Consider the following 26,911-nt stretch of genomic DNA (forward strand, 5'->3'; position numbering starts at 1 on the left):
CTCTACCGGGGCTGGACCGCGGCGCGGAGCCGTTCGAGCACCTGCGCGGCGTCGACCGGGCGCCCGTACAGGTAGCCCTGGCCGTACTGGCAGCCCATGGCCTGCAGCCGGGACGCCTGGCCCTCGGTTTCGATGCCTTCGACGATGGCGTTCAGCTCGGCGGCCGAGATCAGCTGCAGCACGGCGGCGACGAACTTGTGCTGCCGGGGGTCCGATTCGAGGTTGCGGATCAGGGACTGGTCCACCTTAACGGTGTCCGCCGGGAGGGAGCGCAGGTAGCTGATCGAGGAGTACCCGGTTCCGAAATCATCGATCTGAAGCCCGACGCCGAGGTCCCGCAGCCGGTGCAGGATTTGCTCCTCACCGGCGCCGCGGGACATGAGGACGGTCTCGGTGATCTCGAGGACCAGGCGGCGGGGCTCCACGCCGTGGCGTGCCAAGGTTTCCCGGACGTCGTCGACCAGGTCGTTGCGCAGGAGTTCCGCGGCGGAGAGGTTCATATGGAGTCCGAAGTTGGCCAGATCCGGGGCCTCGGCCTTCCAGCGGCCCAGCTGGGCGATGCCTTCCTGGAGCACCCATCGGCCCAGTTCCAGGATCAGCCCGGTCTCCTCGGCGATGCCAATGAACAGGTCCGGCATGATGGTGCCGTGGACGGGGTGGTGCCACCGGACCAGGGCCTCGACGCCGGCGATCCTCCCCGTGGCGAGCTCCACCACCGGCTGGTACAGCAGGGCGAGTTCCCCGCCGGCGGCGGCGCTGCGCAGCTCGGAGGTGATCCGCGACCGTTCCAGGACGGCGTCGAGCATGTCCGGATGGAAACGGCGGACCTTATTCCGGCCCTCGGACTTGGCCTGGTACATGGCGATGTCCGCGTCGCGGATAAGGTCCTCGGGCGAGTAGCCGGCGCGTTGGATGCAGACGCCGATGCTGGCCGTGGTCCAGACGGTCTCGGAGCCGATCTTCACGCTTTCCTGCAGCGCGTCGCGGGCGCGCTGGGCGATGGCGAGGGTCTCTTCCTCCGTGGCGCCGTCGATGAGGACGGCGAACTCGTCGCCGCCGAGGCGCGCTACGGTGTCCTCGGCCCGGACCACCGAGAGCAGGCGTCGGGAGACCTCCACCAGCACCGCGTCGCCGGCACTGTGGCCGAGGGTGTCATTGATGGCTTTGAAGGAGTCGAGGTCCAGCACCAGCACGGCGGGGACCCTGGCGGCGTCGGAGGTGGCCGCGATGGCGTCGCGGATCCGTTCGCTGAGCAGGTGCCGGTTGGCCAGGCCGGTCAGGGCATCCGTCTTGGCCATAAGTTCCAGTTCCACCTGGGTCCGGCGCAGCATGGCCGTCCGGGCGGCCACGCGCTCCTCAAGTTCTGCGTGGATGTGGCCGAGTTCCTCCGCCAGCAGGTTGATGCCGGTGATCACCGCATCGATCTCGTCACCGTTCTCGGAGGCAACGAGCCGTGCCTCGAGGTCGCCGGCGGCCAGGCGGACAATTCCTTCGACGAGTTCCTGCAGCCGTGGATCGGCGGTCTCCCCGTCAGGGCTCACGCCGTGGGACCAGCTTGTCCGGTAGTGAGCCACGCCAGGGCGTCGTCACGGGAGGTAAAGAACCGGGTGGGACACGGCGGGATGTGCACGCCGAGGAAGAAGTTCGCCAGGACACGGTCCACGGGCGACCGGCCCAGCAGCGCGATGCGCGAGGCGCTGCAGGGGATGGACCAGATGGCCCGAGCCTCCCGGCTCACCGACGCGACCGAGGCCATGTCCACGAGCATGGGATGGGGCTGGTCCTGGCAGACGTCGTTCACGGTGGCCATCGCGGCACGGGCGTCCTCGACCTGGATGTCCACCTTGGGCAGCCAGCGCAGGTGCACGTAACCGCCGTCGTCGAGCTCAACGCTGCCCTTGCCGCCGTCGACAATAACCGGTGCCATGTCCCCTTACCTTCCAACAGCGATGCCGAAATGTTCGGCAACTCCCTAAAGGTACCCCGGGGCGGGCCGCCGCCCGGCAAAACACGCAAATATTCGCCTCCGGCAGCGCTAGGCGGGAGCGCCCAAGGCCCGCCGTGCGGCAGCAATCGTCCGCACCGCCCGCGCCCGGGCTTCGGGCCAGGCTTCCGCGGGGAGGACGAGGACGGCCATGTCCCGCCAGCCGGAGTCCGTGGCGGGCGACGGGATCCTGCGGAAGCCCTCGACGGCGAACCCCAGGGTGGTCAGCGACTTCAGCGAGCGGACGTTGCGAGGGTCCACATCGCACTCGATCCCGTCGGCTCCGGCCGCGAACAGCCAATCGAAGACGGCGACCTTCGCCTCGTGGTTGGCGCCCGTGCCCCACAGCGCCGGGTCGATCACGGTGCGGCCCACCCTGACCCTGCCGTCCGAGACGCCGGTGATGCCGGTGGTGCCGGCGAACAGCGGCGATCCGGGCATCCTGTGGTGGTGGATGGCGAAGACCGCCAGTCCGTCGTAGCGCCGGTGGATGAATTCGATGAGTTGGCCGTAGGTGGCAGGCCGGGGGCCGCCGTCGCCGTAGCCCTGCGACCACACCGCGTCGTGCGTCAGCAGGCGGGCCAGGGGGTCGACGTCGGCGGGGGCGAAGGGCGAGAGGGTAAACCGGCCGCTGTGAGTCACCAGAACGGGCAGCCGGGGAAGACGCACCATGGTGACCTTTCCTCAACAACGGCCCCGGGGATGCGGGGTTGGAGGAAACTGTGCGGCAGGAAGGTGAATGCCGGGTGAAGCCGCCCGGAACGGCAGTGGATTGATTGACGGCGAATATCCGCTGGCTCACAATGACAGCATGAGCGACGCTGAGCAGGAATCGACCATCAGCCAGGTTACCGAGCGCCTCGCGGCACGCTTTCCCGAGGCTCCCCGGCACCGCATCGAGAGCATCGTGGGGGAGGAATACCACTCCCTGGACACGGGCCGGATCAGGATCTACGTCCCTACCCTGGTGGAAAACAGCGCCCGTTCCCGGCTGCACCGCGAGGCGGGCCGGCCGGACGACGGGGAGTAGCCGCCCCGATCCTTGGTTCCGCTGTCGGCGCCCGAAAGCCGCCGCTTAGTGAGTCCGGACGTGGGGAAACGGAAAAAGCCGTGTCGGCGCCCCCCAAAATCTTGTGCGCCGACACAGCTACCGCAAAAGTGCGGTTCCTAATGGATATGTCACAACCTTAGGGCACGTCAGTCCCATAAACAAGACGGGCGTCCGGTTTTTGTCTAATCCGTTGCCGGGGCGGGTTCCAGGACAGCCTGGGGAATGAGCGCGGACAGCTTCTTGGCCTGTTCCAGCAGGTCTTCGTGCAGGATTCCGGGCAGCATGATGTCCCACATCCGCTCGATGCGCTGCATGACATCCTGGCGTTCGGTCAAGACGCAGGAGACCATCTGCACGCCGGTGAAAGAGGCCACCAGGTAATGAGCGAAAGCTTCCGCGTCGACGGAGGCCCGCAGCTGATGCGCGGCCCGGGCCTGGGCGGCCAGCTCTTCAATGGTGGCGATCCAGTCCACGTAGGGCTCCCGGACCGGTGGCCCGAATGAGGTGGCCTCGAACGTAAGGCGCGTCCCGGCGCGGACCACGGGTTCCTCAAGCAACTGGCGCCCAAAGGTGGCGCAGATGAGAATCATCGACTCGAGGGGTGGCAGGCCTTTGGCCAGGACCCGCTGGCCCTCTGCCTCCGCCAAGCGGTGCTGTTCGGCAATGACCGCCCGGGCGAGGGCTTCCTTGGAGGGATAGTGGAAGTACATGGCGCCCTTGGTCACCTGGGCCCGCTCCGCCACCTGGGTCAGGCTGGTGCTGCCGTAGCCCTGTTCCTCGAAAACCGCTGCGGCACCGGCGATGACCGCCGCTCGGGTAGCTTTTGCGCGATCCTGAAGGACCATCTATCAACCTCAGACTGGTGGACGTGCACTGCGCGCCGGACGCCGCAGGGCGCGCCGCCGGTCCCCGCGGTTTCCGCGGACCCCTCGATCGTAACAAGGCGGGGCGAACGAGGGCGCACGGCGCACCACCAGCCGCCATGCGCCGGGAGCCCATTCTTCGTTTAGGGGACGCCCAGCGGGGGATCGGTTTTCTGCTGGGGCGGCGCGTCAGACTGCTTCGAGGACGAAGAAGATGAACGACAGGAACGCGGAGCGTTCGCCGGCGGCGATGCGGGGTGGGAGGAGCTCCGTGGGTGTGGTCGGCGAGGGGGCAGGTTCGGCGACCCGGACCACTCGGTAGCTGGCCACGGAGAACGCGTCGAACATGGCGTGCAGCGGCCGGTGCCAGAAGGTGAGTACTGCGGGCTCGCCGTCGAACTCGTAATCCTCGGAGTACTCCCGGATGGCGAAGTAGTCCTCGCCGGGATAGTTGACGACACTGACCGTCGGATGGTTCACCGACAGCATCAGCCGGCCGCCCGGGACCAGGACGCGGCGAAGCTCGGCCAGGGGTGCCGACCAGTCCTCAAGGTAGTGGAGTGCCAGCGAGCAGACGACGTCGTTGAAGGTGTTGTCCGGGAACGGCAGTACTTCGGCGAGGTCAGCGACGTGGAGGTCCGCGTCCGGTCCCAGACGCCGCCGCGCGAGGTCGATCATGGCCGGGCTGACATCGATCCCAGTCACCGAAGCGCCCCTGGCCAGCAGCGCCTCCGCCAGCGGGCCGGCCCCGCAGCCGGCATCCAGGATCCGCTTGCCCCGGACGTCGCCGGCCAGGTCCAGCATGGCGGGCCGCTCGTAGTGCGCGTTGAGGAGACTGGACTCGTTCTCCGCGGCGTACCTCGCGGCAAAGCCGTCGTAGAGTGCTGCCTTCATGGATCCTCGCCTTCGTGGATGTCACTGCTGCTTCGGACGGTCCGGCCGATCCTAGCAAAGGGCCCGGGTTAGAGTGCAGCCATGATTGTGTGGATCAACGGAACCCACGGGGCGGGCAAGTCGACGACGAGTGCTCTGGTGCAGGAGCTCTTGCCGAATTCCCGGGTCTTCGACGCGGAGAAAGTGGGCGAGGTTCTCATGGACATCGCGCCCGCCCTGCCCGACCTAGGGAACTTTCAGCATTGGGATCCCTGGCGGCCGCTGGTGGTGGAGACCGCCCGCCGGCTCCTCGAGTACACCGGCGGCACGCTGGTCATTCCGATGACGGTGCTCGTAGAGAGCTACTGGCGGGAAATCAGCGCCGGACTGGACGGCTATGGCATCCCGGTTCAGCACTTCGTCCTGCATGCGGACGAACAGACGCTCCGGGACCGAATCCAGAAGGATAAGGTCCTTGGCCCGTCGTCGTTCCGCATGGCTTATGTTGAACCGTATGCTGACGCCGCCGAGGCTTGGCTGCACGCTGAGGCAGAGGTTATCGACACAACCCGGATTTCACCGGAACTGGCAGCCCGCCGGATCGCAGAGCGGGTGCTCCGCCGGCACGCCGACGTAAAGGGTGGGTCCTGACCCATGGCCGCCTCCCTGATTCTGGTCAACGGGCTGCCGGGGTCCGGTAAGACCACCCTCAGCCGCCAGCTCGGCGGCATGCTGCAACTCCCCGTCATCGCCAAGGACGTACTCAAGGAGACGCTCGCGGACACCACCGGCGGCTGCGTTTCCGGCGGCCGGCTGGGGCAGATCGCGTCCGACACCATGTGGCAACTGGCGGCGGCGGTGCCGGGCGCCGCCGTCGTCGAATCCTGGTGGTACCGGCCCCGCGACCTGGAGCACGCGCAACGAGGGGCCGCCCTGTCCGGCGCCCCCGCCATTATGGAGATTTGGTGCGACGTCGGCGCGGAGACCGCCCGGGCGCGCTATGAACGGCGGGTGCGCCACGCCATCCACACCATGGACCCGGCGACGGTCGACGCGACTTGGGCGGAGTGGTCGGAGCACGGCGCCCCGCTGGAGCTGGGGACGACCCTCCGGGTGGATACGGAAACCGCCGTGGATCTGGCCGGCCTTGAAGACCGGATCCGGGCCGCCGTGGAGCGGCCCGGACCGGTCGGTGCGGGCTAACCCGCGGGTGCCACGACGACGGCGGGCGAACCCTGGTTGACCGGGTTGGCGGACGACGACGGCGCCACCACCCCGAAGTCGTAGCCCTCGGCGCGCAGGGCGTCGATGGTGGACGACAGGTAGGTCCACTGCGACGCCGGGCAGTTCAGGACGTCTTCGGCGTCGTGGAGCAGGATGATCGCTCCGGGGGCGGCCTCTGCCATGACGTAGTTCTGTACGCCCGTGGCGCCGGGGCACTCGAAGTCGCCGGGATTACCGACGTCCCAGTGCCAGAGGACCCCGCCGCTCATGCCGAGCGTCTTGAGGTAGCCGGCCGCATAGGTGGTGCTGTTGCCGAACGGGAAGCGCAGCAGTTTCGGGGTGGATCCGGTAACGGCCGAGATGGCGGCGTTGGTGCTGTCGATCTGGTCCTTCTGCTGGGCGTTGCTCAGCTCCGGGAAATTGGGGTGGTTCCAGGAGTGATTGCCGATCACGTGCCCCTCGGCCTTGATCCGTCGGACCAGGTCCGGGTACTGCTGGGCGTTCACGCCCTGCAGGAAGAAGGTCGCCTTCACGCCTTTCTGTTTCAGGACGTCGAGGACGAAGGCCGTTCGCTGCGGTGAGGGCCCGTCGTCGAAGGTCAGGCCGATCAGGGGTTTGTCCTCCGCCCGGGCGACCGCCGCGGGGCCGCCCAGGAGTGCCGCCACCACCAGACCCGCGGTGACCAGCGCCTTGATGAGAATGCTCTTTCTTGTGGTGTTTCGGGTGGTTTGCATGGTGCATCGATCCCTTCCCAAGGTTGTCTAAACCCTTGTTAACCGAGCACCCTACGGCCGCCTCCGTGGGCTGTAAACACGTAATTTCCAAGCAGCGCCGGGGAAGAAACAGGTACTGCGCCGTTCGTCCTCACCAGCCTCCGCGGGTAGGTGTGTGCCCCTGCCGCGCATCGTCGGGCATGGTCATCTCGGCCCGCAGCCCGAGCAGCCGGATGGGCCGCCCGGGGTCGATTTCCGCGGCGATGGCCAGGGTGCGGGCCAGGATGTCCGCGCCGTCCGAGGTCTGCGGAATTTTGCGGGCCAGGGTTTTGGTGGTGAACGGCGCGTAGCGGACCTTGAGGGCAAGTCCGACGACGGGCCGGCCCTCGGCGGCGACGTCGCCCAGGACCTGGGCCACCAGCTCCCGGAGGGCGGATTCGACCTGGCCGGGGCTGGTGAGGTCCTGTTGGAAGGTGGTCTCGCGGCTGTGCCCGCGCGCAACCCAGGGGGTGCTGTCCACGGTGGCGGAACCGTCGCCGCGGCCAAGTTCCGCGTACCAGGGGCCCATCTTTGGCCCGAACTCCGGGACCAGGGCGGCCGGGTCCGCCGCGGCCAGTTCGGACACGGTGGTGATGCCCAGCGCGGCCAGCCGGGCGGAGACCTTGGCGCCGATGCCCCACAGCTCCCGGGTGGGCCTGGTGCCCATGACCTCCAGCCAGTTCTCCGCGGTGAGCCGGAAGATGCCCGCCGGTTTGCCGAAGCCGGTGGCCACCTTGGCCCGGACCAGCGTGTCGCCGATGCCCACGCTGCAGTGCAGCCGGGTCTCTTCCAGCACCGCGGCCTGGATGGCCCGGGCGTAGGCTTCCGGGTCCGCCGTCGTAATGCCGACGAATGCCTCGTCCCAGCCGAGTACCTGCACGGTGGCGCCGGGCTGGTCCCGCAGCACCGCCATCACCGTCTCCGAGGCGGCCAGGTAGGCGTCCCGGTCGACGGGGAGGATGACGGCGTCGGGCACCTTGCGGGCGGCGACCCGCAGCGGCATCCCGGAGCCGACGCCGTAGGCCCGGGCCTCGTAGGACGCCGTGGAGACCACCGCACGCTCGGCGGGATCGCCGCGGCCGCCGACGATCACCGGCCTGCCGGCAAGCTCGGGCCGCCGCAGGACCTCGACGGCGGCGATGAACTGGTCCAGGTCGACGTGCAGCACCCAGGGGTTTCCGGTCACGCGACCAGTCTGCCGCAAAGCATTTCAAACAACACTTGAAACTTCAACTAAAACCTCATAAACTCGAGGCATGACATCCACAGCTGACCGCGCACCCGTCCTCTTCCTCAGCCACGGCGCTCCGCCGCTCGCGGATGACGCCACCTGGACCCGGGAACTCAGCGACTGGTCCGGCACCTTCGCGAAGCCCAAGGATGTGCTGATGATTTCCGCTCATTGGGAGAACGCTCCGGTCACGCTCAGCGCCACCACCCGCAACCCGGGCCTGGTCTACGACTTCGGCGGCTTCGCCCAGAAGTACTACGAGGTCACCTACGATGCGCCGCAGGCCCCGGAGCTGGCCGCCGAGGTGGCTAGGCTGGTGGCGGACCACGGCCACCACGTGGAGCGGGACGAGAGCCGCGGCCTGGACCACGGCGCGTATGTGCCGCTGAAGGAGATGTTCCCCGAGGCTGACGTCCCGGTAGTGCAGATGTCCATGCCCACCCTGGACCCGGAAGGCCTGTTCACTCTGGGCCGGTCCCTGGCCCCGCTGCGCGACCGTGGCACCCTGATTGTCGGATCCGGGTTCACCACCCACAACCTGCGCTGGTTCAACCCCGCGGGCGGCCCCGACAGCAGGCCGCCCTCGGTCTCGCGCGAGTTCGACCACTGGGCCGAGGAAGCCATGGCCCGCGGCGACGTCGACTCCATCCTGGACTTCCTGCACAAGGCCCCGGCGGCCCGGGAGGCGCACCCGCGCAGCGAGCACTGGGCACCGCTGTACGTGGCGCTCGGTGCCGCCTACGAATCCGGTGACCTCAACGCGAAGACGGCGATCGACGGCTTCTGGTTCGGACTGTCGAAGCGGTCCTGGACCCTGACCTAGGCCGGGTCCGGCTGCAGTTCGGCCCCTGCCTGCGTGGCGGGGGACTGGGTTGCGGGGCTGGTGCGCCGGTCGAGGAAGTCCTCAACCACGGCGGCGAACTCGTCCGGGCGCTCGATCTGGGGCATGTGGCCGGTGTTGGCGAAGACGTGCGACTCCGCCCCCGGGAGGGCCGCGAGCGCCGCCTCGAGGTGGTTGAAGGGCAGGATGTGGTCGTGGTCGCCCCAGACCACCAGCGCCGGAACGTTCCGGTGCGCCAGGGCGGCGAGCAGCACGCTCCGCCACTCCGCGCGGACGCCGGCGATGGTCCCGAGGTCGCGGGCGACATCCAGCAGAGTCTTCCGGTGCGAGGCGCGCCGGGACAGGGCCAGGGCGTGCGCCACCCGGTCCCGCGTCACCAGCGACTTGTCGTAAAACAGCGACTGCACCGTCCGCAGCGAGGCCGCTTCCGCCGGGCGCATCAGCAGCGCGGCCACGGGCCGCACCGCCAGCAGCCGCAGCACCAGGGTGACCTCCTTGCCGAAGCCGGCACTGTTGGCCAGCACCAAGGCAGAGACTCGCTCCGGCTGGTCCGCCGCCAGCTTCATGGCGACGGCGCCCCCAAGGGAGTTGCCCATCACCGGCAGTGGCTCCCGCACGCCAGCGGCGTCAAGGAAGCCGGGCAGGATGCCGGCGAGCCGGGCCAGCGTCGCGGTGCCGGGCAGCCGCTCCGAGTAGGCGAAGCCCGGCAGGTCGACGCTGTACACGGTGTGCCGTCCGGCCAGCAGTTCGTGCTGTTCGTTCCAGTCCTCCAGGCTCTGTCCGATCCCGTGGAGCAGCAGCACCGGGCTGCCGCTGCCGGTCTTCCGGTAGCGCAGCCGCGTGCCGCCTACCTGGATGTAGCCGGTGCCCGGCAGTTCCAGCGGGTCCTTCGGGGCCGGGGCCGCCGGCGCCCCTGCGCGGACGCGCTGGCCGCGGCGCCCGAAGCGGACCCGGTCGGTCAGCCGGCCGGCGCGCAGCAGGGCGAAGTCGCGGAAATAATTCTGGTGCAGCCGCCACGGCGAGCCGGCCCCCTGGCGCGGCAACAGGTCCGAACCGCGGAAGATGTATCCGGCCTTCAGGTCGATCAGCGACGTCAGCTCACCCTGGGAAACTTCGGCCGGTGCGGCCGGAGCCACCCACTGCCGGTCCCGCCGGTCCATGTGCTTCAGGAGCCGGACCACGTAGCCGGCCACCAGGTCCGCCTTCAGGGTCCAGGAGGCGTTGGTGTAGCCGATGGTCAGCGCAAAGTTGGGGACGCCGTCGAGCATCATGCCCTTGTAGGTCAGCGTCCGGCCCACGTCCACCGGCTCCCCGTCGACGGTGAGCGACATGCCGCCGATCACCAGCAGGTTCAGCCCGGTGGCCGTGACGATCAGATCGGCCGGCAGGAAGCCGCCCGAGGCCAGTTCGATGCCTTCGGGGGTGATCCGCGCGATCCGGTCCGTGACGATGTCCGCGGTGCCGGCGCTGATAGCGCGGTACAGGTCGCCGTTCGGTATGGCGCAGACCCGCTGGTCCCACGGCTGGTAGGTGGGCGCCAGGTGGGTGTCCACCGCGAAGCCGGACGGCAACTTTGCCACCGCCGACTTCCGCAGGATGGCCTTCATGGTCTCCGGGCGCCGCCGGCTCAGCTGGTAAGTGAACATCGAGAACAGGATGTTCTTCACGCGCACGACGTCGTAGGCCAGCTGGGCGGGCAGCTTGCCGCGCAGCCGGTCGGCCAGGTGGTCGCGGGCGGGGACCGGGGCAATGTAGGTGGGGGAGCGCTGCAGCATGGTGACCCGGGCGGCCGTCTTGGCCATCGAGGGCACCAGGGTCACGGCCGTGGCACCGCTGCCCACCACCACCACCTGCTTGCCGGTGTAGTCCAGGTCCGCGGGCCAGTGCTGCGGGTGCACGATGGTGCCGGCGAAGTCTTCCGCACCCTCGATGGCCGGGCTGAAGCCCTCGTCGTAGCGGTAGTAGCCGGAGCAGACCGAGAGGAACGAGCACGTCAGTGTCTGCCGCCCACCGTCCTGAGCCTCGTCGGGCCGGTATTCGCCGTCGCCGGTCCGGACCACGGTGACGGTCCACTGCGCGGTTTTGCTGGACCAGTCGGCCGAGACTGCCCGGGTGTTGAGCCGGATGGCGGGCTCAAGCCCCTCGTCGGCCACCGTGGACCGGATGTAGTCGCGGATGGAATCGCCGTCCGCGATCGCCTTGGCGCCCTCCCAGGGCCGGAACGAATACCCGAGGGTGTACATGTCGCTGTCCGAGCGGATGCCCGGGTACCGGAAGAGGTCCCAGGTCCCGCCGACCGCCCCGCGGGACTCCAGCACCGCAAAACTCTTCCCCGGCAGCTCGCGCTTCAACCGGCTGGCAAATCCGATGCCGCTCAGGCCCGCTCCGACAATCAACACATCCACGTGTTCGCTCATACGGCCAAGTTATCGACTCGGTGTCGAAAGAGTCAACAGTCTGTTGAGACGAGGCGCTACGATGGGCGCATGGCTGAACGAGGCAGGCGAAGCGCCCGGATTTCGGGCGACGAACGCCAGGACGCAATCCTCATCACCGCCGAGGCGCTGCTCGCCGAGCGGTCCTTCGACGACGTCTCGATCGAGGACCTGGCCCGCGGTGCCGGCATCTCCCGGCCCACCTTCTACTTCTACTTCCCCTCCAAGGACGCGGTGCTGCTGGCGCTCCTGGACCGGGTCATCACCGAAGTGGAGCACCGGGTGGGGGCCCTGTCGCGGGACTTCGGCCGGGACGCGGTGGCCGCCTGGACCCGCTCGATCGGCGTCTTCGTCGACGTGTTCACCGACCACCGCGGCGTTGCCACCGCCGCCATCGCCGCCCGCGCCCGGAACGAGGAGGTCCGCGCGCTCTGGTCCCGGTCCATGCAGTCCTGGGTGGACTTCTCCAGCGACGTCATCGCGGCCGAACAGGACCGCGGCGCGGCGCCGGGCGGAGCCGATCCCCACGACCTGGCCGTCAGCCTCAACCTGATGAACGAGCGGGTCATCACCGCCGTACTCAACCGGGAAACCCCGGCGCTGGAGGAGTCCCGCGCCCTGGATGTCCTGTCCACCATCTGGATCCGCAGTATCTACGGCACCACCAACCCCGGCGCGTAGCCGGACGGAAAGGAAGTACCCGCATGGCCCCGATCCACAACCTGACGGTCCTAGGCACCGGCGTGCTCGGCTCGCAGATCGCCTACCAGGCCGCCTTCCACGGGTTCGCCGTCACCGCCTACGACGTCGACGACGACGCCCTCAGCGCGGCACGGGTTCGCTTCGACCGGCTCGCCGCGATCTACCGCAGCCAGGTGCCCGGCGCCGCCGACGGCAAGGCTGAAGAGGCACTCACCCGGCTGCGGCTCACCTCGGACCTGGGCGACGCTGTGGCCGACGCAGACCTGGTGATCGAGGCGGTGCCCGAGGTGCTGGAGCTCAAACGGGAGGTGTACCGCTCCCTCGCGGCCCTGGCCCCGGAGCGGACCATCTTCGCCACCAACTCCTCCACCCTGCTGCCCAGCGACCTCAAGGAATCCACCGGCCGGCCGGACCGCTTCCTGGCACTGCACTACGCCAACAACATCTGGGCGCAGAACATCGCCGAGGTGATGGGCACCGCGGAGACCAGCCCCGAGTCGTTCGACGCCGTCGTCGCCTTCGCGCGGGAGAGCGGCCTGGAGCCGGTGGAAATCCGGAAGGAGAAGGCCGGGTACGTGCTGAACTCGCTGCTGGTGCCGCTGCTGAACGCCGCCGCGGGCCTGCTGCTGCAGGGCGTCGCGGATCCACAGACCATCGACAAGACGTGGCGGATCGCCACCGGCGCCCCCAGCGGGCCCTTCCAGATCTTCGACGTGGTCGGCCTCACGACGGCGTACAACATCTCCTCGAACGCGCCCGACGCCGGGTCGCAGGCCTTCGCGCGCTACCTGAAGGAGAACTACATCGATCACGGCAAGCTGGGCGTGGCATCGGGCGAGGGCTTCTACCGGTACTGAGCTGTAGCCGGCGGTGCCCGGTTGCGGACGCGGCTAGGCCTGCATCTGCTGCCGGGCCTGCTCGTCGTCCCGCGTGACGTCGTGCACCGTGCGGGAGAGCAGGCAGAATTCGTTGCCCTCCGGGTCGGCAAGGACCACCCAGCTGACGTCCGGGCCCTGGCCGACGTCGGCACGGGTGGCGCCGAGATCGAGAAGGCGCTGCAGTTCCGCGGCGGTGGAGTTGCCGTCGGCGCGCAGGTCCAGGTGCAGCCGGTTCTTGCCCGCCTTGGCCTCCGGGACGGCGATGATGTCCATGCACGGCCCGGAGCGGTCCCGCGCGGCGATGCTTACCAATTCGTCGCCGTCACCGTCCTCGGGCACCACCTCCCAGTCCAGGACGGCGCACCAGAAGGCGGCCAGGAGTCCGGGGTTGGCGGCGTCGAGCGCTATTCCTGCGATACGGCTGGGCATGGGATCACCCTAGGCGCCGGGTTCGCGGATCACCAGTACCGGGCAGTGGGCGTGGTGGACCGTCTGCGAGGACACGGAGCCCAGCAGCATTCCCGTGAATCCGCCGTGCCCGCGGGATCCGACGGCCACGAGGTCGGCGTCCCGGGAGGCTTCGATGAGGGCCGACGCCGGGTTGCCCTGCACCGCCCGGCCGGTCAACGCCACGTCCCGGTTCCCGGCCCGGGCCAGTTCCGATTCCAGGATGGTCTCGGCGTCGCGCTGGAAGACCTCGTAATCCCAGGCCTGGCCGAGCGCGTCGCTGACGTAGGGATAGTGCCAGGCGGCGATCGCCAGCACCTCTCCCGAACGCAGGCCGGCCTCCTCGACGGCCCAGTCCAGCGCCGCCTGCGACTGCGGGGAGCCGTCCACCCCACCACGATCCTGAACTTCCCGTCTCCTGCCATGGTTCCTCCGCTCCTCGTTGGAAAGGTCTGCTGGATGGGCCCGTTGGATAGACCGCCGAATGCGCGGTTCCTGTGCCGCGGGCTCCGATGCCGCTCCCATGCTGACAGAACACGGCGCGTGAGGGGAGGGGCACCCGGCCCCGCGAACCGCACCGGGGTCTGGCGGAGGCGGGCCGGGGGTCACTAGGCTCTTGCGTATCCGGCACCACCCACAACCACACAGCCAAGGGGACCGCCATGAGACTGAGCCATCTTCCACTGCGCCTGACCACCGGAGCCTTCATCCTCAACTCGGGCTGGGGTAAACGGAACCTCGACGCCGAGAGCGCCGCCGGAGTCCAGGCCATGGCCGCGCGGGCGCTTCCCCCCGTCGCCAGCATGGACCCGGTGACCTTCGGGAAGATGCTGAGCTACGCCGAGATGTCCCTCGGCGCGGCGCTGCTGGCCCCGTTCATCCCGAGCCGGCTGGTGGGCCTGGGCCTGGCCGCCTTCTCCGGTTCCCTCGTTACCATGTACCTGAAGACCCCGGGGATGACCGAGGCGGACGGGATCCGCCCCACCCAGCAGGGCACCGGCCTGGCCAAGGACATCTGGATGCTGGGGATCGCGGCGTCGCTGATTCTCGACCGGAAGCGGGTCCGTGCCGCCAAGCAGTGATTTTCGTTCCCGTCAAAAATAATTCCGGAAATTTACCCCAAGGTATCTGCTGGTGTATTTCCGGAGAGTAGCTTGGTAAACATGTTGACCGGATTCAAGAATTTCATTCTCAAAGGCAACGTCGTGGACCTTGCCGTCGCCGTCGTGATTGGCGCAGCTTTTGGCGCCGTGGTCACTGCCCTCGTCCAGAGCGTCCTGATGCCGTTTATCGCGGCGCTCGTTGGTTCGCCGAATTTCGATAGTTTCGCCGTCGTCACCCTCAACGGCAACGACATCAAATTCGGCGTCCTGCTCACCGCCATCGTGAATTTCGTCCTGGTGGCGGCCGCAATCTACTTCATCATCGTCGTCCCCATGAACAAGATGATCGAACGCCGCAACCGGCGACTCGGCATTCACCCCGACGTCAAGGACGAGGCGGCCGAAGATCCGCAAATCGCCCTGCTCACCGAAATCCGCGACGCGTTGCAGGCCGACCGCAGGCCCTGAACGCCGCAGTTCCCCTCAATTTTTCCACCCCACCGATGAAAGGAAATGACCATGGCAGTTTCCATCGAATTGGGCAAGGCCCTCGATAAGGCATATGAGAATGCCACGCTGGATGAGGTTTTGGCGGCACCCCCGTCGGCCCTCGCCGGCCTGACGGAGAAGCACGACGAACTGCTGGCCGGCATGGGTATCAAGACCCTCAAGGACCTGGGGAGCAACAAATACTTCGCCACGGCGGGCGTCCTGGTGGCGCTCTCCGGCAAGGTTGGCTGAGCCTCCTCCGAGAGCTACCTCGAATCCTCACAGCGTGGCCCGGCGGTCTCATCCGCCGGGCCGCTCTGCGTTCGGGGCCCACGTGCGGAAAAAGTTTGGTGCGGGTGCATCCGGGCGGCTCCCTCGGCCGGTAGTAAGGGTGTCAGCGCATCACCCGCCCGCACGGGCCTCAATGAGGAGCTCCACATGTACAAGAAATCACTCTCCGCAGCCGTCGGTGCCATGGCACTGCTCGGCAGCCTCGCGTTCGCCGCCCCCGCCCAGGCGGGCGGCTACTGCCCGGACCCCGGCACGGCGAAACTCTCGGTCCTCCACGGCGTCCCGGGCCTGACCGTGGACGTCTGGGTGGACGGCAAGCTCACCCTGGACAATTTCACCCCCGGCACGCTGGCCGGTCCGCTGGACGTCAGGGCCGGCGACCACAAGATCGCCATCACGGGAGCGGACGCCACCAGCGCCGACAACCCCGTCATCGGTCCGGTCAAGGTCGACCTCAAGGCCGGCCGCGACTACACCGCCGTGGCACACCTGAACGCCGACGGCGAACCCACCGCCACGCTGTTCCGGAACGACACGAAGCCCGCGCCGGAGGGCAAGGGCAAACTGACGGTCCGACACGTGGCCGCCGCACCCGCCGTCGACGTCCTCGCCGGGGGAACCGCCGTGATCGAGGGCCTGGAGAACCCCGACCAGAAGAAGCTCACGCTCGACGCCGGAACAGTTGAAGCGTCCGTGGCCGCCGCCGGCAGCACCGAGGCGCTGATCGGACCGGCCCCCGTGACAGTCACCGCCGGAGAGAACACCATCGTCTACGCCTGGGGCAGCCTCGCGGACAACAACCTGGCCCTGGCGGTCCAGGTGGTCAAGTCCCAGAACCACGACGACTAGGACCGGCCAGACAGGCGCCGGGCGGGCCGCATGCAGCGGCCCGCCCGGACCTTAAGACCGTTGCCGCGCCTCCGCCGAGTCGGAATAATGACGTTCCACGGTCTCACTGTCGCTCGAAGGGGCACACGGTGGAGACTGCCGTTCGCGAATGGGACGCCGGCATCGACCATGCCTTCGCGCAGGGGGAGGAGTGGGCCCTCGCCGAGGCCTACCGCCTGCTGGCACCCCTGATCCACACGCTCGCGCTCCGGGCACTGTGCGAACACGGGGCCGCCGATGACGTCACCCAGGAGGTTTTCATCCGCGCGTGGAAGTCCAGGACCAGCTACCGCCCCGAGGCCGCCCGGTTACCGGCGTGGCTGATCGGGATCACGCGGAACAAGATCTCCGACGCGCTCTCGGCCCGGGCCCACCGCCGCGACCTCGAACAGTCTGCCCGGCAGCTGGCGTCGGTGCCGGACGAAGTCGCCGGTAGGCCCACTCCCGAGGCGCTAGCGGACCGGCTCACTCTAGAGGATGAGCTGGACCGCCTGGGAGACCCGCAAGCCCGGATCATGCGGCTGGCCTTCTACGAGGACCTGACCCACGACCAGATCTCGTCCCGGCTGAATCTCCCGCTCGGCACGGTCAAGAGCCACATACGCCGCAGCCTGGCGCGGCTTCGTTCCCGGCTGGAGGTGGAACATGGCGCATTGTGACGAGGACCTCCTGGCCCTGCTGGCTCTCGGCGAGCGGGACGTCACCGCGGAGGAAACCCTCCACCTGGACGGCTGCGGGGTATGCCGGGACCTCCTGGACGGGTTCCGGCGGGCTGTCGTAGCGGCAAGGGTGGACCCCGCCGGGGCGGAGCTGGTCGCGCCGGGCGGGCACAACTGGGCCGCGATCCACGGGACGCTGGGCCTGGCGCCGGCACTCGCCGCCGATCCGCTCGCCGCCGACCCCCCGGCGGCCGCTCCCCCGGCGGCCGCTCCGTTGGCGGTCGACCCGTTGGCCGCACCGGCTCCGGCATCTCCGGCGCCGATGCGAAAGTCAGCCAGCCGGCGGCGGCCCGAGGCGCCGGCCCCGGGGGATCCGCCCCGGACTGGTACAGCGGGCCGGCTGCCCCGCCGGGCCCCCTGGCTCCTCGGCGCGGCGGCCGGAATCCTGCTCGGCGCCGCCGGCGCCTGGACGGCCTCGAGCGTCCTCGGCCAGTCCACCCCGCCGGCCGCCGGTCCCGCTCCCACCACCGCTCCGGCCCCGGGCGCCGGCCCCACCGCGGCCGTGATCGGTGAGGCCGTCCTGACGCCGCTGGGCGGACACTCCGCGCTCGGCAGTGCCTTGGTGGAGCAACTGCCCGACGGTACGCGGCAGGTTGTGGTCACCCTCCCGGAGCGGCAGCTCGCGGGCTACCGCGAGGTGTGGCTGGGCTCCGCGGACCTGACCAGGATGGTCAGCCTGGGCGTCCTCGGGCAGGGGAGCCAGGCCTTCGTGGTGCCCGGCGGGTTGGACCTGACGGCGTATCCGGTGCTGGACGTCTCCGACGAACCCTACGACGGCGATCCGGCCCACTCCGCGGACAGCCTGGCCCGGGGGAAGCTGTCCCTCCGGGGCTGACCGCCGGCTTCCGGTGGTTCCGGCAGCCGGCCCCGAGGCGGTGCCTGTCCGGGGGTCGGCCGGTCCTACTCGCCGTCGGCGGCGTAGCGGAGGCCGATCCGCTCCCGCACCGTGTCCAGGGCCGCCATGATGCCCACGGTTTCCTCCGGCGGGAGGATGTCGTTTCCGGTGGCTCCTGCGGCGATCAGGCGCTCCATCTCCCACGCCTGGTACTGCATGCCGCGCCCCGTGACCGGTTCCTCGAAACGCTCCACCAGGGCGCCGGCGTCGTCGTAGCGGCTAAAGCCCGTGGGGGTGTACCAGACCGGGTCGATCTCGATCCGGCCGCCGGTGCCCAGGACCGCGGCGCGGTTGGGGCCCGCGGTGTCCAGGGCGCAGTGCAGGACGGCCTGCTGACCCCGGGCGTAGTCAAAGATCATGGCGGTCTGCCGGTCCACCGCGGTGGCTGTCATGCTGGCCGAGGCCTGGATCCGCTCCGGCACCCCCAGCACGTCGAAGGCAAAGGACACCGGGTAGATCCCCAGGTCCAGCAGGGCGCCGCCGCCGAGGGCGGGGTCGTTGAGCCGGTGGGCCGGGTCCTTGGGCAGGTTCTGGGTGTGGTCCGCCAGCAGGGTCCGGACCTCTCCGAGCGCGCCGGAGCCGATCAGCTCCCGGATCCGGACCATGTGCGGCAGGTAGCGGGTCCACATCGCCTCCAGCACCACGAGCCCCTTGGACGCCGCCGCCTCGGTGACGTGCCGGGCCTGCCGGGCGTTCATGGCGAACGGCTTCTCCACCAGGACGTGCTTGCCGGCATCGAGGGCCATCATCGCGTGCTCATAGTGGAACGGGTGCGGCGAGGAAACATAGACGACGTCGACCTCGGGGTCGGCGGCCAGCGCCTCGTAGCTCGAGTGCGCCGTGGCCACGCCGAAGCGGTCCGCGAACTCGCGGGCCGTGTCCGCGGCGCGGGAGCCGACCGCCTGGACGCTGAAGCCGTGGTCGACCAGGTCCGAGGTCTGCAGGCCGGCGATGAGGCCGGTCCCGAGGATGCCCCAGCGGACGGGCCGGGCGCTGCCGGCGGGGCCGGAGGGCTGCGGAGGGGTGGTGGCGTCTGGCATCGGAGCTCCCTTGCGTGCGGCCGCGGGGTGCGGCTGACCTGGGAACGACGCTACCGCACCGCCGGGGTAGCGGTGCGGTCCGCGCGGGCCCTCAGTCCGGTCCAGGCCAGCACGATCGCTACCAGCACCATCGCCAGGAAGCCCAGGCCGGAGTAGCCCGCCGCGGTCAGCACGGGCCCGGCCAGCGCACCGCCCAGGGCGCCGGCGGCGTTCATGCTCAGGTCCGAGATCCCCTGCAGGGCGGGCCGGTCCTGGCCTGCCACGGACTCGGCCACCATCGCGGAGCCGGCCACCACGGAGGCGGACCAGCCCAGGCCCAGCAGGATCAGGCTGACCGTGACGCCGGCCTGCGAGTCGGAGTAGAGGCCGGCGATCAGCAGCGAGGCCAGCAGCGTCGCCTGTCCCGCCAGGACCACGGGCAGGCGGCCGACGCGGTCCGCGAACCAGCCAAAGACGGGGGAGAGCGCATACATGCCGGCGATGTGCAGGCTGATGGTGAAGCCCACAATGGTCAGGCTCGCGCCGTGCTCGCGCAGGTGGATGGGCGTCATGGACATCAGCGCCACCATGGTGGCATGGCTGAGGGCGACGACGGCGACGGCGTACCGCGCCCGGTTGTTCTGCCGGAGAATCTGCCGGCCGGTCTGCGGCGGCTCCGGAGCGTCGGTGCGGGCGCCGGCGCGGAGGGACTGCAGCAGCGGGTCGGGCCGGAGCCCGGTGAGGTAGACCGCCGCGGCGGCCAGCTGGCCGGCGACGGAGAAGGCGAAGGCTCCGGTCATGGGCGGCAAGCCGAGGGCGGCACCCACGGCCTCGCCGGGGCCGAAGAGGTTGGGGCCGAGGACTGCGCCGACGGTGGTGGACCAGACGACGACGGACAGGTCGCGGGCGCGGGCGCCCGTGGTGGCGAGGTCGGTGGCCGCGAACCGGGCCTGAAGGTTGACGGCCGAGCCCGAGCCCAGCAGCATCAGGCCCAGCAACAGCAACGGGAAGATGCCGAGCGCCGCGGAGCTGATAGCCGTGGCGGCGCCCAGGCAGGCGATCAGGGCGCCGGTGGAGAGGGACACCCGGCGGCCGCGCGCCAGGGCCAGGCGCGAGAGCGGGATGGCGGCCACGGCGGCACCGAGGGTGCTCATAGTCGCCGCGGTGCCGGCCCAGGCCGGGGACCCGGACAGCTGGGCCGCGAGCAGCGATCCCAGGGACAGGGTGGCGCCCATGCCGATGCCCCCGAGGACCTGGCCGCCCACCAGCACGGAGAGCACCTTTCGCTGCGACGCCTGCCGCGGAGGGTGCTCCCGTGCCGGCCGGGGGATCACTTGCAGGTGCAGCGCTGTTCAGCGGGAACGTTGGCCATCACGGAGTCAACGTGCTCGCCGCAGCCGGCCCAGGTGATCTTTCCGCAGGTGTTGCATCGAACGGGACTGCACATGGTGTTCTCCTCAAAAGTTGTGGTGCCGGGGCTCCGAATGGATGCCCGCCCTCCAATAATACCCCTAGGGGTATTATGCACAAGGTTACCCGGCGCTTACGGAGCCCGGTTTCCCGGCGTGGGTCCCTAGAGGGATTCGACGAGCCCGGCGGTTCCGGCGATCGCCCCCGGGACAAGAGAATAGTAGGCCCAAGTGCCCCGCTTCTCACGGTGCAGGAGGCCTGCGTCGACCAGGATTTTCAGGTGGTGGGAAACGGTGGGCTGGCTCAGGCCAAGGGGTTCTGTCAGGTCGCAGACACAGGCTTCGCCCCCGCCGGAGCCCTTGACGATCGAGAGCAGCCGCAGCCGGTTCGGATCGGCGAGCGCCTTGAAGACGGACGCCCTGCGCCGGGCCTCCTCCGGCGCAAGGGCCGGGGTGGCGGAGGGTGTGCAGCAGCTCCCGGCGGAGGCCTGATCAAGAATGTCCAGCGACGTCATGCCCTCATTATGCCCATAGATTGACATTCGTCGATATAGCCGCCGATACTTCATATCGACAAGTTTCGATCTCTATCGCGAATCCCTTTACCCGCCAGGAGCCCCGTGAGCACCCAGACTGACCCGTCGCCCACCCGTGAAGGTGAGGTCGCCGTCGTCGGCAGGCTTTCCACCCTGGACAGGTTCCTGCCGGTATGGATCATCGTCGCGATGGTTCTGGGCCTGGTGCTGGGAAGCGCCATCCCTGGCCTGAACGCCGCGCTCGACGCCGTGAAGATCGGCGAAGTCTCGCTGCCGATCGCCGTCGGCCTGCTGGTGATGATGTACCCGGTGCTGGCGAAGGTCCGCTACGACCGGGCGCACCGCGTCATCGGCGACCGGAAGCTCATGGTCACGTCCCTGGCGCTCAACTGGATCCTGGCGCCGGCGTTCATGTTCGCCCTGGCCTGGATCTTCATTCCGGACCTTCCCGAATACCGCACCGGGCTGACCATTGTGGGTCTGGCCCGCTGCATCGCCATGGTGATGATCTGGAACGACCTCGCCTGCGGCGACCGGGAGGCGGCGGCCGTGCTTGTGGCCATCAACTCCGTTTTCCAGGTCATCGCCTTCGGCGCCCTGGGCTGGTTCTACCTCCAGCTCCTGCCGTCCTGGCTGGGGCTGCCGACCACCAGCGCCGGCTTCTCCTTCTGGGCCATCACCGGCTCGGTGCTGGTGTTCCTCGGAATCCCGCTGCTGGCCGGATTCCTCACCCGCACCATCGGCGAAAAAGCCAAGGGCCGCGACTGGTACGAGGGGGCGGTCCTGCCGAAGCTGGGCCCCTGGGCGTTGTACGGCCTGCTCTTCACCATCACCCTGCTGTTCGCCCTTCAGGGCGGCACCATTACCTCCCGGCCGCTGGACGTTCTCCGGATTGCCCTGCCGCTCCTGGTCTACTTCCTGGTGGTCTTCGGCGCCGGCATGGCCATCGGCAAGGGCCTCGGTCTGGGATACGCCAAGACCACCACGCTCGCGTTCACGGCCGCCGGCAACAACTTCGAACTCGCCATCGCCGTGGCAATCGGGACCTTCGGCGTCACCTCCGGGCAAGCGCTCGCCGGCGTCGTCGGGCCGCTGATCGAAGTTCCCGTCCTGGTGGCACTTGTCTACGCCGCCCTCTGGGCCCGCCGGCGTTACTTCACCCCCCGCACCCTTCCCGCCTAACCCCGCACACTCAGGAGAATCGCATGAGCACCGAAACGGCCAAGAAGCCCTCCGTCCTGTTCGTCTGCGTCCACAACGCCGGACGCTCCCAGATGGCCGCCGCCTTCCTCACCACCCTGGGCAAGGGCGAGATCGAGGTCCGTTCCGCCGGATCAGCGCCCGCGGACAAGGTCAACCCCTCCGCCGTCGAGGCCATGGCCGAACTCGGCATCGACATGTCGGCCGAGATCCCCAAGGTCCTCACCACCGAGGCCGTCAAGGAATCCGACGTCGTCATCACCATGGGCTGCGGCGACACCTGCCCGATCTTCCCCGGCAAGCGCTACGAGGACTGGGAACTCGCCGACCCGGCCGGCAAGGGCGTGGAGTCGGTCCGGCCTATCCGCGACGAGATCAAGGCCCGTATCGAGGAACTCATCGCATCCCTGAAGGAGGACTGACCATGGCCGTCACCGGATCCCTTCCCGTCGCCATCATCGGCGCCGGTCCGGTAGGACTCGCCGCCGCGGCGCACCTGCTCGAGCGGGGCCTCGAACCCGTGATTTTCGAGGCCGGGGCGGCCCCGGCCGATGCCATCCGGCAGTGGCGACACATTCGGCTGTTCTCGCCGTGGCAGTACAACACCGACCCGGCGGCCGTGCGGTTGCTCGACGCCGCCGGCTGGGAAGCACCGAAGCCGTCGGGTCTGCCCACCGGCGGGGATCTCATCGACCGGTACCTGGAGCCGCTGGCCGCGCTGCCCGCCATCGCCGGGCGCCTGCACACCGGCGCCCGGGTCACCGCCGTCACCCGTGAGGGACTGGACAAGACGCACAGCCGGAACCGCGCCGGTACGCCGTTCCTGCTCCGGCTCGAGGAGGCCGGGGGCGGCACCCGCGAGGTGCGGGCCGCCGCCGTCATCGACGCCTCCGGCACCTGGTCCACCCGCAACCCGCTCGGCACCTCCGGCCTGCCGGCCCGCGGCGAGTCGGCCGCCACCGCCCGGATCACCCCGGCGCTGCCGGACGTGCGGGGCCGAGACCGTGAAACCTTCGCCGGCCGCACCGCCGTCGTGGTCGGTTCCGGGCACTCCGCCGCCAACACCCTGATCCACCTCGCCGACCTGGCGGCCCAGGAGCCCGGCACCCGGATCCTCTGGGCCATCCGCGGCGCCTCCGCCGCCAAGGTCTACGGCGGCGGAGACGCCGACGGCCTCGCCGCCAGGGGCCTGCTCGGCAGCCGGCTCCGCGGCCTCGTCCAGGACGGGACCGTGCAGCTGCACACGCGGTTCGGCATCGCCGCCGTCTCCCTGAACGGCACCCAGGTCACACTCACGGCCACCGACGGGCGCACGCTCAGCGCCGACGTCGTGGTCCCCGCGACCGGCTTCCGCCCGGACCTGGACGTGCTGCGGGAACTCCGGCTGGACCTTGACCCGGGCGTGGAGGCGCCGCGGCAGCTCGCGCCGCTGATCGACCCGGAGTTCCACTCCTGCGGCACCGTGGAACCGCACGGGGCGCGGATGCTGGCGCACCCGGAGGAAGACTTCTACATCGTGGGCATGAAGTCCTATGGCCGCGCCCCGACCTTCCTGCTCGCCACCGGCTACGAACAGGTCCGTTCCGTGGCCGCGGCGCTGGCCGGCGACCGGGAGGGGGCGGACACCGTGCACCTGGAGCTGCCGGAGACCGGGGTTTGCTCCACGGACATCGGCAGCAGCTGCGATGCGCCCGCCACGGCCGGGACGTCGGCGCCAGCCGGGGCAGGCGGCGGCTGCTGCACTGCACCGGAGCCCGTCCTCCTCGGTTTTCCCACGGGATTGCTGCACGGGCGCAGCGGTGAAGCGGACGCCGGATGAGCGCCGGGGCGGGCCTCCGGATCAGGGATCTCACCGCCGCGGACTGGCCCGCCGTCCGGGCGGTCTGGGCCGAAGGCATCGCCACCGGCCACGCGACCTTTGAGGCGGAGCCGCCGTCCTGGGAGAGCTTCGACGCCGGACGCCGTCCGGACGTCCGCCTGGTGCTGGAGGACGACGGCGCCGTGCTCGGCTGGGCAGCCGTCTCGCCGGTGTCCTCACGCCCCGTCTACCGCGGCGTGGTGGAACACTCGCTCTACCTCGCCGCCGCCGCGCGGGGCCGCGGCCACGGTGCCCGGCTCCTCGCGGAGCTCATCGGCCGCTGCCGGGAGGCCGGCATCTGGACCATCCAGTCGACTATCTTCCCGGAGAACACCGCCTCCCTGGCCCTGCACGAACGCCTGGGCTTCACCGTGGTGGGAACCCGGCGCCGGATTGGCCTGATGTCCTATGGGCCGCTCGCCGGGCAGTGGCGGGACACCGTCCTGATGGAGTACCGCAGCCCGGACCACTAGCCGGACACGGGGCCCACGGCCGGTGCGGAAGAATGGGACGGTGAGCGAGGCCGGTGACTTCATAGACGCGACACTGCAGCGTGAGAGTTCCTGGCAGCGCGCCGAGGCCGGGCAGGACCGCTTCGGGCCCGGGCTCTCGGTCTACGGCGCCTCCGTTGGCGCCGTCCGGGGCACCGTCCGCGACGCGCTCCGCCGGCACCGGCAACTGGACCGGGACGGTCTCACCGCGCTCAGTTCGGAACTGTGGGCCGTGCCCGTGTTCGAGCGCCGCCTGGCCGCCGTCGTGCTCCTACAGTCGGCCCTGCGGCACCTGGACAACTCGGACCTGACCCGGATCGAGGGCTTCCTCCGCGGCGCGCACCTGCCCGACCTCGCGGACCCGCTGGCGGTGGACGTGGTGGGGCCGCTCATCGCCGGGCTGGGCGGGCAGGCCCGGGCCCGCGCCGAGGCCGTCCTGGACCGGTGGCTGGGCGATCCCGACCCCTGGCTTCGCCGCGCGGCCCTGCTGGCTCCGCTGCGGGAACTCCGAAAGGGCGCCGGGGACTGGGCGCGGTTCCGGCGCCGGGCGGTTCTGGCCCTGGCCAACGGCACTGCGGACGGCACGGCGGACGGCGGCCGGGACGGCAGGGCGGCGGAGATCGTGAGGGCCGCCGTCGAGCGCGTCGAACGGGAAGCGGGCGGAGAAGCCTAGTGATATCCGGTGCGCGAAGCGGCGGGACTCAGGCGGGGCGGCGCTCGACGACGGCGTAGGCCTTGCCGTCCAGGAACTCCCAGTCCGTCACCACCATGAAGCCCAGCGCGTCCACCCTGTCGTTCAGCACGTGCAGGTCAAAGCCGCCGTCGCGCGGCTCGGCATCCCAAGTGGCGACGTGGATCTCCTTCCCCTCGAGAACCAGCAGCTCGGTGTTCACGTCGAAGTCTTCCTGCGGCTGATCGCTCAGCTGGCAGATCGCGACACAATGGGGATTCATCGGATCCTCCGCTCGGGACATGGTGGGATCATCGTAGCCCCGCCGGGACGCCTCCGCCGTTACCTTAATGTGACATTCGGGAGGTTAGCCGTTACCGTGGAGAGGTGCCCGTTGGTTTCCGAGACGGGCACCCCCGGACCGATTGCCTAACTCTGCCGCGGTCCAGGGCATCCTCGCAACCAGCTGGCAGAGACGGGGAAACCAATCGCGACCTGCCCACGGGCGGGTCTTGGGGTGAAGCCGCGCAGTGTCCGCCCAGACGGACCCGCGGCCGGGTGTCTCCCATCCGAATCCGACAGCTCACCTCGCAGGCTTTGGGAGAGGTACATCATGACTTCACGCTCTACTGACGCGCGCCCCGGCACCACCGCAACCACCGGTCGGGGTGCCGCCTTCGCCGCGGCGACCGGCACCGTGGGCCGGCAGGCCGCCGTCGTCCTCGCAGCCTCCGGCCTGGTCCTGACCAGCGGAATGGCGGCCAACGCCGCCGGCAACGTCCCCGCCGAACGGGAATCCGCACCCGTCTCGCACGCCGACGTCGCCGGCAAGGTTACCGCCCCGGTGACCGCCGACTCCGCCGTGCAGATCAGCTTCGACCGCCCGGCCGTGGCCACCACCCCGGCGCCCGTCGTCGAGGCCCCGGCTCCGGCACCTGCCGCCGCGCCCGCCGTTGCCAAGGCCCCCGTGGCCCAGGCCCCGGCCGCCCCGGTGGCGAAGGTGACCGTCCAGGCCGCCGCCCCGGCTCCGGCTCCGGCCGCCGCCCCCGCCGGTGGCGTCAACGCCGCCATGCTTTCCGCCGCGTACAGCCAGATCGGCATCACGCAGGATTGCACCGCCATGGTGGAGAAGGCGCTCGGCGCCGCAGGCATCCCGGTGGGCGACCTCGGCCCGCAGCAGTTCCTCAACTACGGCAAGGTCGTCTCCGACCCGCAGCCGGGCGACATGATCGTCCAGTCCGGCCACGTCGCCATCTACGCCGGCAACGGCCAGGCGATCAGCGGCGGCATGAACGGCTCCAACCAGACGATCGTCCACCCGCTGTCCTGGCTGACCGCCACCGGCGGCGTGACCTTCGTCCGCGCCGGGGCCTAGCCCGCGCGTTCAGCAGCAACGTTCAGCAGTACCGGGCCGGCGCCCGGCAGCCCCTCACGGCTGCCGGGCGCCGGTTTCGTTGTCTGAGGTTTTGTCGTCTGCGCTCTGGTCCGTCGCGTCGGGATTCGCCGCGTACCGCAGGAGGACCACGCCATTGCCGAACGTCCGGGTCTCCAGCAGCGTCAGGTCGGTTGGCGCGGCGGCGGCCTTGAACAGCGGCGTTCCCCGGCCCACCAGCACGGGGTGGACGTAGATCCAGTACTCGTCGATCAGCCCGAGCCGGCGGAAGGAATCGGCCAGCTCCGCCCCGCCCAGGGCCAGGTCGCCGCCGGGGGCGGCCTTGAGCGCCCGCACCTGCCCGGCGTCGACGTCGCGCACCACCGTGGTGTTCCAGCCGGCCTTCGGCAAGGTGCGGGAGTAGACGTACTTGGTCATCTCCCGCCAGATGGCGGCGAAGTCCGCGACGGCGGGCGGGCAGTCCGGGTCCTGGTCCGCCGTGGGCCAGAACCCGGCCATCAGCTCGTAGGTGATCCGGCCGTCGAGGAAGGCGCCCATGGTGCGCAACTGGTCGTTGAAGTGCTCGTGCAGTTCGGCATCAACCCGGTGCCAGCTGAGGTCCGCGTGCGGGCCCTCCATGAAGCCGTCGAGGGAGACCTGGAAGGACAGGATGATCTTCCGCAAGGATCC

33 protein-coding genes and 1 riboswitch are annotated in these 26,911 nt (G+C 69.8%); of the genes, 18 read left to right on the forward strand and 15 right to left on the reverse strand.

The window, feature by feature from the left end:
- Positions 1-2: 2 nt before the first annotated feature.
- The 3 genes from ACFVY3_RS04640 to ACFVY3_RS04650 form a co-directional block, all read right to left on the reverse strand.
- The gene (locus ACFVY3_RS04640) at positions 3-1,541 is read right to left on the reverse strand and encodes a putative bifunctional diguanylate cyclase/phosphodiesterase (RefSeq protein ID WP_400158904.1); all 1,539 of its coding nucleotides are present in this window, start codon (positions 1,539-1,541) and stop codon (positions 3-5) included.
- On the reverse strand, positions 1,538-1,927 hold the full coding sequence (locus ACFVY3_RS04645) for an STAS/SEC14 domain-containing protein (protein ID WP_377970247.1): 390 nt from the start codon (positions 1,925-1,927) through the stop codon (positions 1,538-1,540). Before ACFVY3_RS04645 ends, ACFVY3_RS04640 begins: the two co-directional genes overlap by 4 nt.
- Positions 1,928-2,035: 108 nt before the next feature.
- Complete coding sequence (locus ACFVY3_RS04650) at positions 2,036-2,656, reverse strand: GNAT family N-acetyltransferase (protein WP_400158905.1); 621 nt, start codon at positions 2,654-2,656, stop codon at positions 2,036-2,038.
- 139 nt (positions 2,657-2,795) lie between these two features.
- Between ACFVY3_RS04650 and ACFVY3_RS04655 the strand changes: the two genes are divergently transcribed.
- Positions 2,796-3,014 carry a three-helix bundle dimerization domain-containing protein gene (locus tag ACFVY3_RS04655; RefSeq protein ID WP_364135274.1) on the forward strand — a complete coding sequence of 73 codons (219 nt, stop codon included), beginning with the start codon at positions 2,796-2,798 and terminating at the stop codon, positions 3,012-3,014.
- A gap of 203 nt (positions 3,015-3,217) precedes the next feature.
- Here the strand turns inward: ACFVY3_RS04655 and ACFVY3_RS04660 are convergent, their stop codons facing one another.
- Together ACFVY3_RS04660 and ACFVY3_RS04665 are read right to left on the reverse strand one after the other, a co-directional pair.
- Positions 3,218-3,880 (reverse strand): ScbR family autoregulator-binding transcription factor, encoded by a 663-nt coding sequence (locus ACFVY3_RS04660; RefSeq protein ID WP_400158906.1) that lies wholly within the window; start codon positions 3,878-3,880, stop codon positions 3,218-3,220.
- 207 nt (positions 3,881-4,087) lie between these two features.
- Complete coding sequence (locus ACFVY3_RS04665; protein WP_400158907.1) at positions 4,088-4,792, reverse strand: class I SAM-dependent methyltransferase; 705 nt, start codon at positions 4,790-4,792, stop codon at positions 4,088-4,090.
- An 81-nt stretch (positions 4,793-4,873) separates the two neighbouring features.
- Between ACFVY3_RS04665 and ACFVY3_RS04670 the strand changes: the two genes are divergently transcribed.
- The gene (locus tag ACFVY3_RS04670) at positions 4,874-5,422 is read left to right on the forward strand and encodes an AAA family ATPase (protein WP_400158908.1); all 549 of its coding nucleotides are present in this window, start codon (positions 4,874-4,876) and stop codon (positions 5,420-5,422) included.
- A 3-nt stretch (positions 5,423-5,425) separates the two neighbouring features.
- Positions 5,426-5,974, forward strand: a complete 549-nt coding sequence (locus tag ACFVY3_RS04675) for an AAA family ATPase (protein ID WP_400158909.1) — start codon at positions 5,426-5,428, stop codon at positions 5,972-5,974.
- Here ACFVY3_RS04675 and ACFVY3_RS04680 read toward each other — a convergent pair.
- Together ACFVY3_RS04680 and ACFVY3_RS04685 are read right to left on the reverse strand one after the other, a co-directional pair.
- Positions 5,971-6,729, reverse strand: coding sequence for a polysaccharide deacetylase family protein (locus ACFVY3_RS04680; protein WP_290257657.1), 759 nt, complete (start codon positions 6,727-6,729; stop codon positions 5,971-5,973). The two genes, ACFVY3_RS04675 and ACFVY3_RS04680, sit on opposite strands and share 4 nt — an antisense overlap.
- A gap of 130 nt (positions 6,730-6,859) precedes the next feature.
- Positions 6,860-7,915, reverse strand: coding sequence for a DNA polymerase IV (locus tag ACFVY3_RS04685; protein ID WP_400159060.1), 1,056 nt, complete (start codon positions 7,913-7,915; stop codon positions 6,860-6,862).
- An 88-nt stretch (positions 7,916-8,003) separates the two neighbouring features.
- Here ACFVY3_RS04685 and ACFVY3_RS04690 point away from each other — a divergent pair, with 88 nt between their 5' ends.
- Positions 8,004-8,801, forward strand: coding sequence for a dioxygenase (locus ACFVY3_RS04690; RefSeq protein ID WP_400158910.1), 798 nt, complete (start codon positions 8,004-8,006; stop codon positions 8,799-8,801).
- On the opposite strand, the gene ACFVY3_RS04695 is transcribed toward ACFVY3_RS04690, so the two are convergent.
- The gene (locus tag ACFVY3_RS04695) at positions 8,798-11,236 is read right to left on the reverse strand and encodes an alpha/beta fold hydrolase (RefSeq protein WP_400158911.1); all 2,439 of its coding nucleotides are present in this window, start codon (positions 11,234-11,236) and stop codon (positions 8,798-8,800) included. The two genes, ACFVY3_RS04690 and ACFVY3_RS04695, sit on opposite strands and share 4 nt — an antisense overlap.
- A gap of 69 nt (positions 11,237-11,305) precedes the next feature.
- Here ACFVY3_RS04695 and ACFVY3_RS04700 point away from each other — a divergent pair, with 69 nt between their 5' ends.
- Together ACFVY3_RS04700 and ACFVY3_RS04705 are read left to right on the forward strand one after the other, a co-directional pair.
- Positions 11,306-11,935: a TetR/AcrR family transcriptional regulator gene (locus ACFVY3_RS04700; RefSeq protein ID WP_400158912.1), complete on the forward strand. Its 630-nt coding sequence runs from the start codon at positions 11,306-11,308 to the stop codon at positions 11,933-11,935.
- 23 nt (positions 11,936-11,958) lie between these two features.
- Complete coding sequence (locus ACFVY3_RS04705) at positions 11,959-12,813, forward strand: 3-hydroxyacyl-CoA dehydrogenase (RefSeq protein WP_400158913.1); 855 nt, start codon at positions 11,959-11,961, stop codon at positions 12,811-12,813.
- Positions 12,814-12,846: 33 nt separating this feature from the next.
- Here ACFVY3_RS04705 and ACFVY3_RS04710 read toward each other — a convergent pair whose 3' ends face one another.
- Both ACFVY3_RS04710 and ACFVY3_RS04715 read right to left on the reverse strand, forming a co-directional pair.
- Positions 12,847-13,263 carry a VOC family protein gene (locus tag ACFVY3_RS04710; RefSeq protein WP_400158914.1) on the reverse strand — a complete coding sequence of 139 codons (417 nt, stop codon included), beginning with the start codon at positions 13,261-13,263 and terminating at the stop codon, positions 12,847-12,849.
- Between the two features lie 9 nt (positions 13,264-13,272).
- A complete protein-coding gene (locus ACFVY3_RS04715) occupies positions 13,273-13,671 on the reverse strand; it encodes a universal stress protein (protein WP_400158915.1) in 399 nt (132 codons plus the stop codon).
- Positions 13,672-13,943: 272 nt separating this feature from the next.
- Here ACFVY3_RS04715 and ACFVY3_RS04720 point away from each other — a divergent pair, with 272 nt between their 5' ends.
- The 6 genes from ACFVY3_RS04720 (at position 13,944) to ACFVY3_RS04745 (ending at position 17,606) form a co-directional block, all read left to right on the forward strand.
- Positions 13,944-14,363, forward strand: coding sequence for a hypothetical protein (locus ACFVY3_RS04720; protein WP_400158916.1), 420 nt, complete (start codon positions 13,944-13,946; stop codon positions 14,361-14,363).
- 81 nt (positions 14,364-14,444) lie between these two features.
- The gene (gene mscL / locus ACFVY3_RS04725) at positions 14,445-14,852 is read left to right on the forward strand and encodes a large conductance mechanosensitive channel protein MscL (RefSeq protein ID WP_400158917.1); all 408 of its coding nucleotides are present in this window, start codon (positions 14,445-14,447) and stop codon (positions 14,850-14,852) included.
- Between the two features lie 51 nt (positions 14,853-14,903).
- Positions 14,904-15,125 (forward strand): hypothetical protein, encoded by a 222-nt coding sequence (locus ACFVY3_RS04730; RefSeq protein WP_290257666.1) that lies wholly within the window; start codon positions 14,904-14,906, stop codon positions 15,123-15,125.
- A 186-nt stretch (positions 15,126-15,311) separates the two neighbouring features.
- Positions 15,312-16,013 (forward strand): DUF4397 domain-containing protein, encoded by a 702-nt coding sequence (locus ACFVY3_RS04735; RefSeq protein ID WP_400158918.1) that lies wholly within the window; start codon positions 15,312-15,314, stop codon positions 16,011-16,013.
- Positions 16,014-16,141: 128 nt separating this feature from the next.
- Complete coding sequence (locus ACFVY3_RS04740) at positions 16,142-16,711, forward strand: RNA polymerase sigma factor (protein WP_400158919.1); 570 nt, start codon at positions 16,142-16,144, stop codon at positions 16,709-16,711.
- Positions 16,698-17,606 (forward strand): anti-sigma factor, encoded by a 909-nt coding sequence (locus ACFVY3_RS04745; protein WP_400158920.1) that lies wholly within the window; start codon positions 16,698-16,700, stop codon positions 17,604-17,606. The genes ACFVY3_RS04740 and ACFVY3_RS04745 overlap by 14 nt, the downstream gene beginning before the upstream one ends.
- 65 nt (positions 17,607-17,671) lie before the next feature.
- On the opposite strand, the gene ACFVY3_RS04750 is transcribed toward ACFVY3_RS04745, so the two are convergent.
- The 3 genes from ACFVY3_RS04750 to ACFVY3_RS04760 form a co-directional block, all read right to left on the reverse strand.
- Entirely contained in the window at positions 17,672-18,706 is a 1,035-nt protein-coding gene (locus ACFVY3_RS04750; protein WP_400158921.1) for a Gfo/Idh/MocA family protein, read from the reverse strand.
- Between the two features lie 50 nt (positions 18,707-18,756).
- Positions 18,757-19,956, reverse strand: a complete 1,200-nt coding sequence (locus ACFVY3_RS04755) for an MFS transporter (RefSeq protein WP_400158922.1) — start codon at positions 19,954-19,956, stop codon at positions 18,757-18,759.
- A 302-nt stretch (positions 19,957-20,258) separates the two neighbouring features.
- Positions 20,259-20,609, reverse strand: a complete 351-nt coding sequence (locus tag ACFVY3_RS04760; RefSeq protein WP_364135325.1) for a metalloregulator ArsR/SmtB family transcription factor — start codon at positions 20,607-20,609, stop codon at positions 20,259-20,261.
- A gap of 105 nt (positions 20,610-20,714) precedes the next feature.
- Between ACFVY3_RS04760 and arsB the strand changes: the two genes are divergently transcribed.
- From arsB to ACFVY3_RS04785, 5 genes are read left to right on the forward strand one after another with little or no spacing between them, the layout of a single operon-like run.
- Positions 20,715-21,812: an ACR3 family arsenite efflux transporter gene (gene arsB, locus ACFVY3_RS04765; protein WP_400158923.1), complete on the forward strand. Its 1,098-nt coding sequence runs from the start codon at positions 20,715-20,717 to the stop codon at positions 21,810-21,812.
- A gap of 23 nt (positions 21,813-21,835) precedes the next feature.
- Positions 21,836-22,252 (forward strand): arsenate reductase ArsC, encoded by a 417-nt coding sequence (locus ACFVY3_RS04770; RefSeq protein ID WP_290257674.1) that lies wholly within the window; start codon positions 21,836-21,838, stop codon positions 22,250-22,252.
- Positions 22,253-22,254: 2 nt separating this feature from the next.
- Positions 22,255-23,649, forward strand: a complete 1,395-nt coding sequence (locus tag ACFVY3_RS04775; protein ID WP_400158924.1) for an FAD-dependent oxidoreductase — start codon at positions 22,255-22,257, stop codon at positions 23,647-23,649.
- The gene (locus ACFVY3_RS04780) at positions 23,646-24,161 is read left to right on the forward strand and encodes a GNAT family N-acetyltransferase (protein WP_290257676.1); all 516 of its coding nucleotides are present in this window, start codon (positions 23,646-23,648) and stop codon (positions 24,159-24,161) included. Before ACFVY3_RS04775 ends, ACFVY3_RS04780 begins: the two co-directional genes overlap by 4 nt.
- Before the next feature lie 40 nt (positions 24,162-24,201).
- Positions 24,202-24,852 carry a DNA alkylation repair protein gene (locus tag ACFVY3_RS04785; RefSeq protein ID WP_290257677.1) on the forward strand — a complete coding sequence of 217 codons (651 nt, stop codon included), beginning with the start codon at positions 24,202-24,204 and terminating at the stop codon, positions 24,850-24,852.
- A 28-nt stretch (positions 24,853-24,880) separates the two neighbouring features.
- Here the strand turns inward: ACFVY3_RS04785 and ACFVY3_RS04790 are convergent, their stop codons facing one another.
- Positions 24,881-25,132, reverse strand: a complete 252-nt coding sequence (locus tag ACFVY3_RS04790) for a hypothetical protein (protein ID WP_290257678.1) — start codon at positions 25,130-25,132, stop codon at positions 24,881-24,883.
- A 133-nt stretch (positions 25,133-25,265) separates the two neighbouring features.
- A riboswitch (cyclic di-AMP (ydaO/yuaA leader) is annotated at positions 25,266-25,460 on the forward strand.
- A 2-nt stretch (positions 25,461-25,462) separates the two neighbouring features.
- On the opposite strand from ACFVY3_RS04790, the gene ACFVY3_RS04795 reads away from it, so the two are divergent.
- The gene (locus ACFVY3_RS04795; protein WP_290257679.1) at positions 25,463-26,224 is read left to right on the forward strand and encodes an NlpC/P60 family protein; all 762 of its coding nucleotides are present in this window, start codon (positions 25,463-25,465) and stop codon (positions 26,222-26,224) included.
- Between the two features lie 54 nt (positions 26,225-26,278).
- On the opposite strand, the gene ACFVY3_RS04800 is transcribed toward ACFVY3_RS04795, so the two are convergent.
- Positions 26,279-26,905 carry a dihydrofolate reductase family protein gene (locus tag ACFVY3_RS04800; RefSeq protein ID WP_400158925.1) on the reverse strand — a complete coding sequence of 209 codons (627 nt, stop codon included), beginning with the start codon at positions 26,903-26,905 and terminating at the stop codon, positions 26,279-26,281.
- Positions 26,906-26,911 lie beyond the last annotated feature (6 nt).

The organism is Arthrobacter sp. BPSS-3 (assembly GCF_044628475.1).
Lineage (GTDB): Bacteria > Actinomycetota > Actinomycetes > Actinomycetales > Micrococcaceae > Arthrobacter.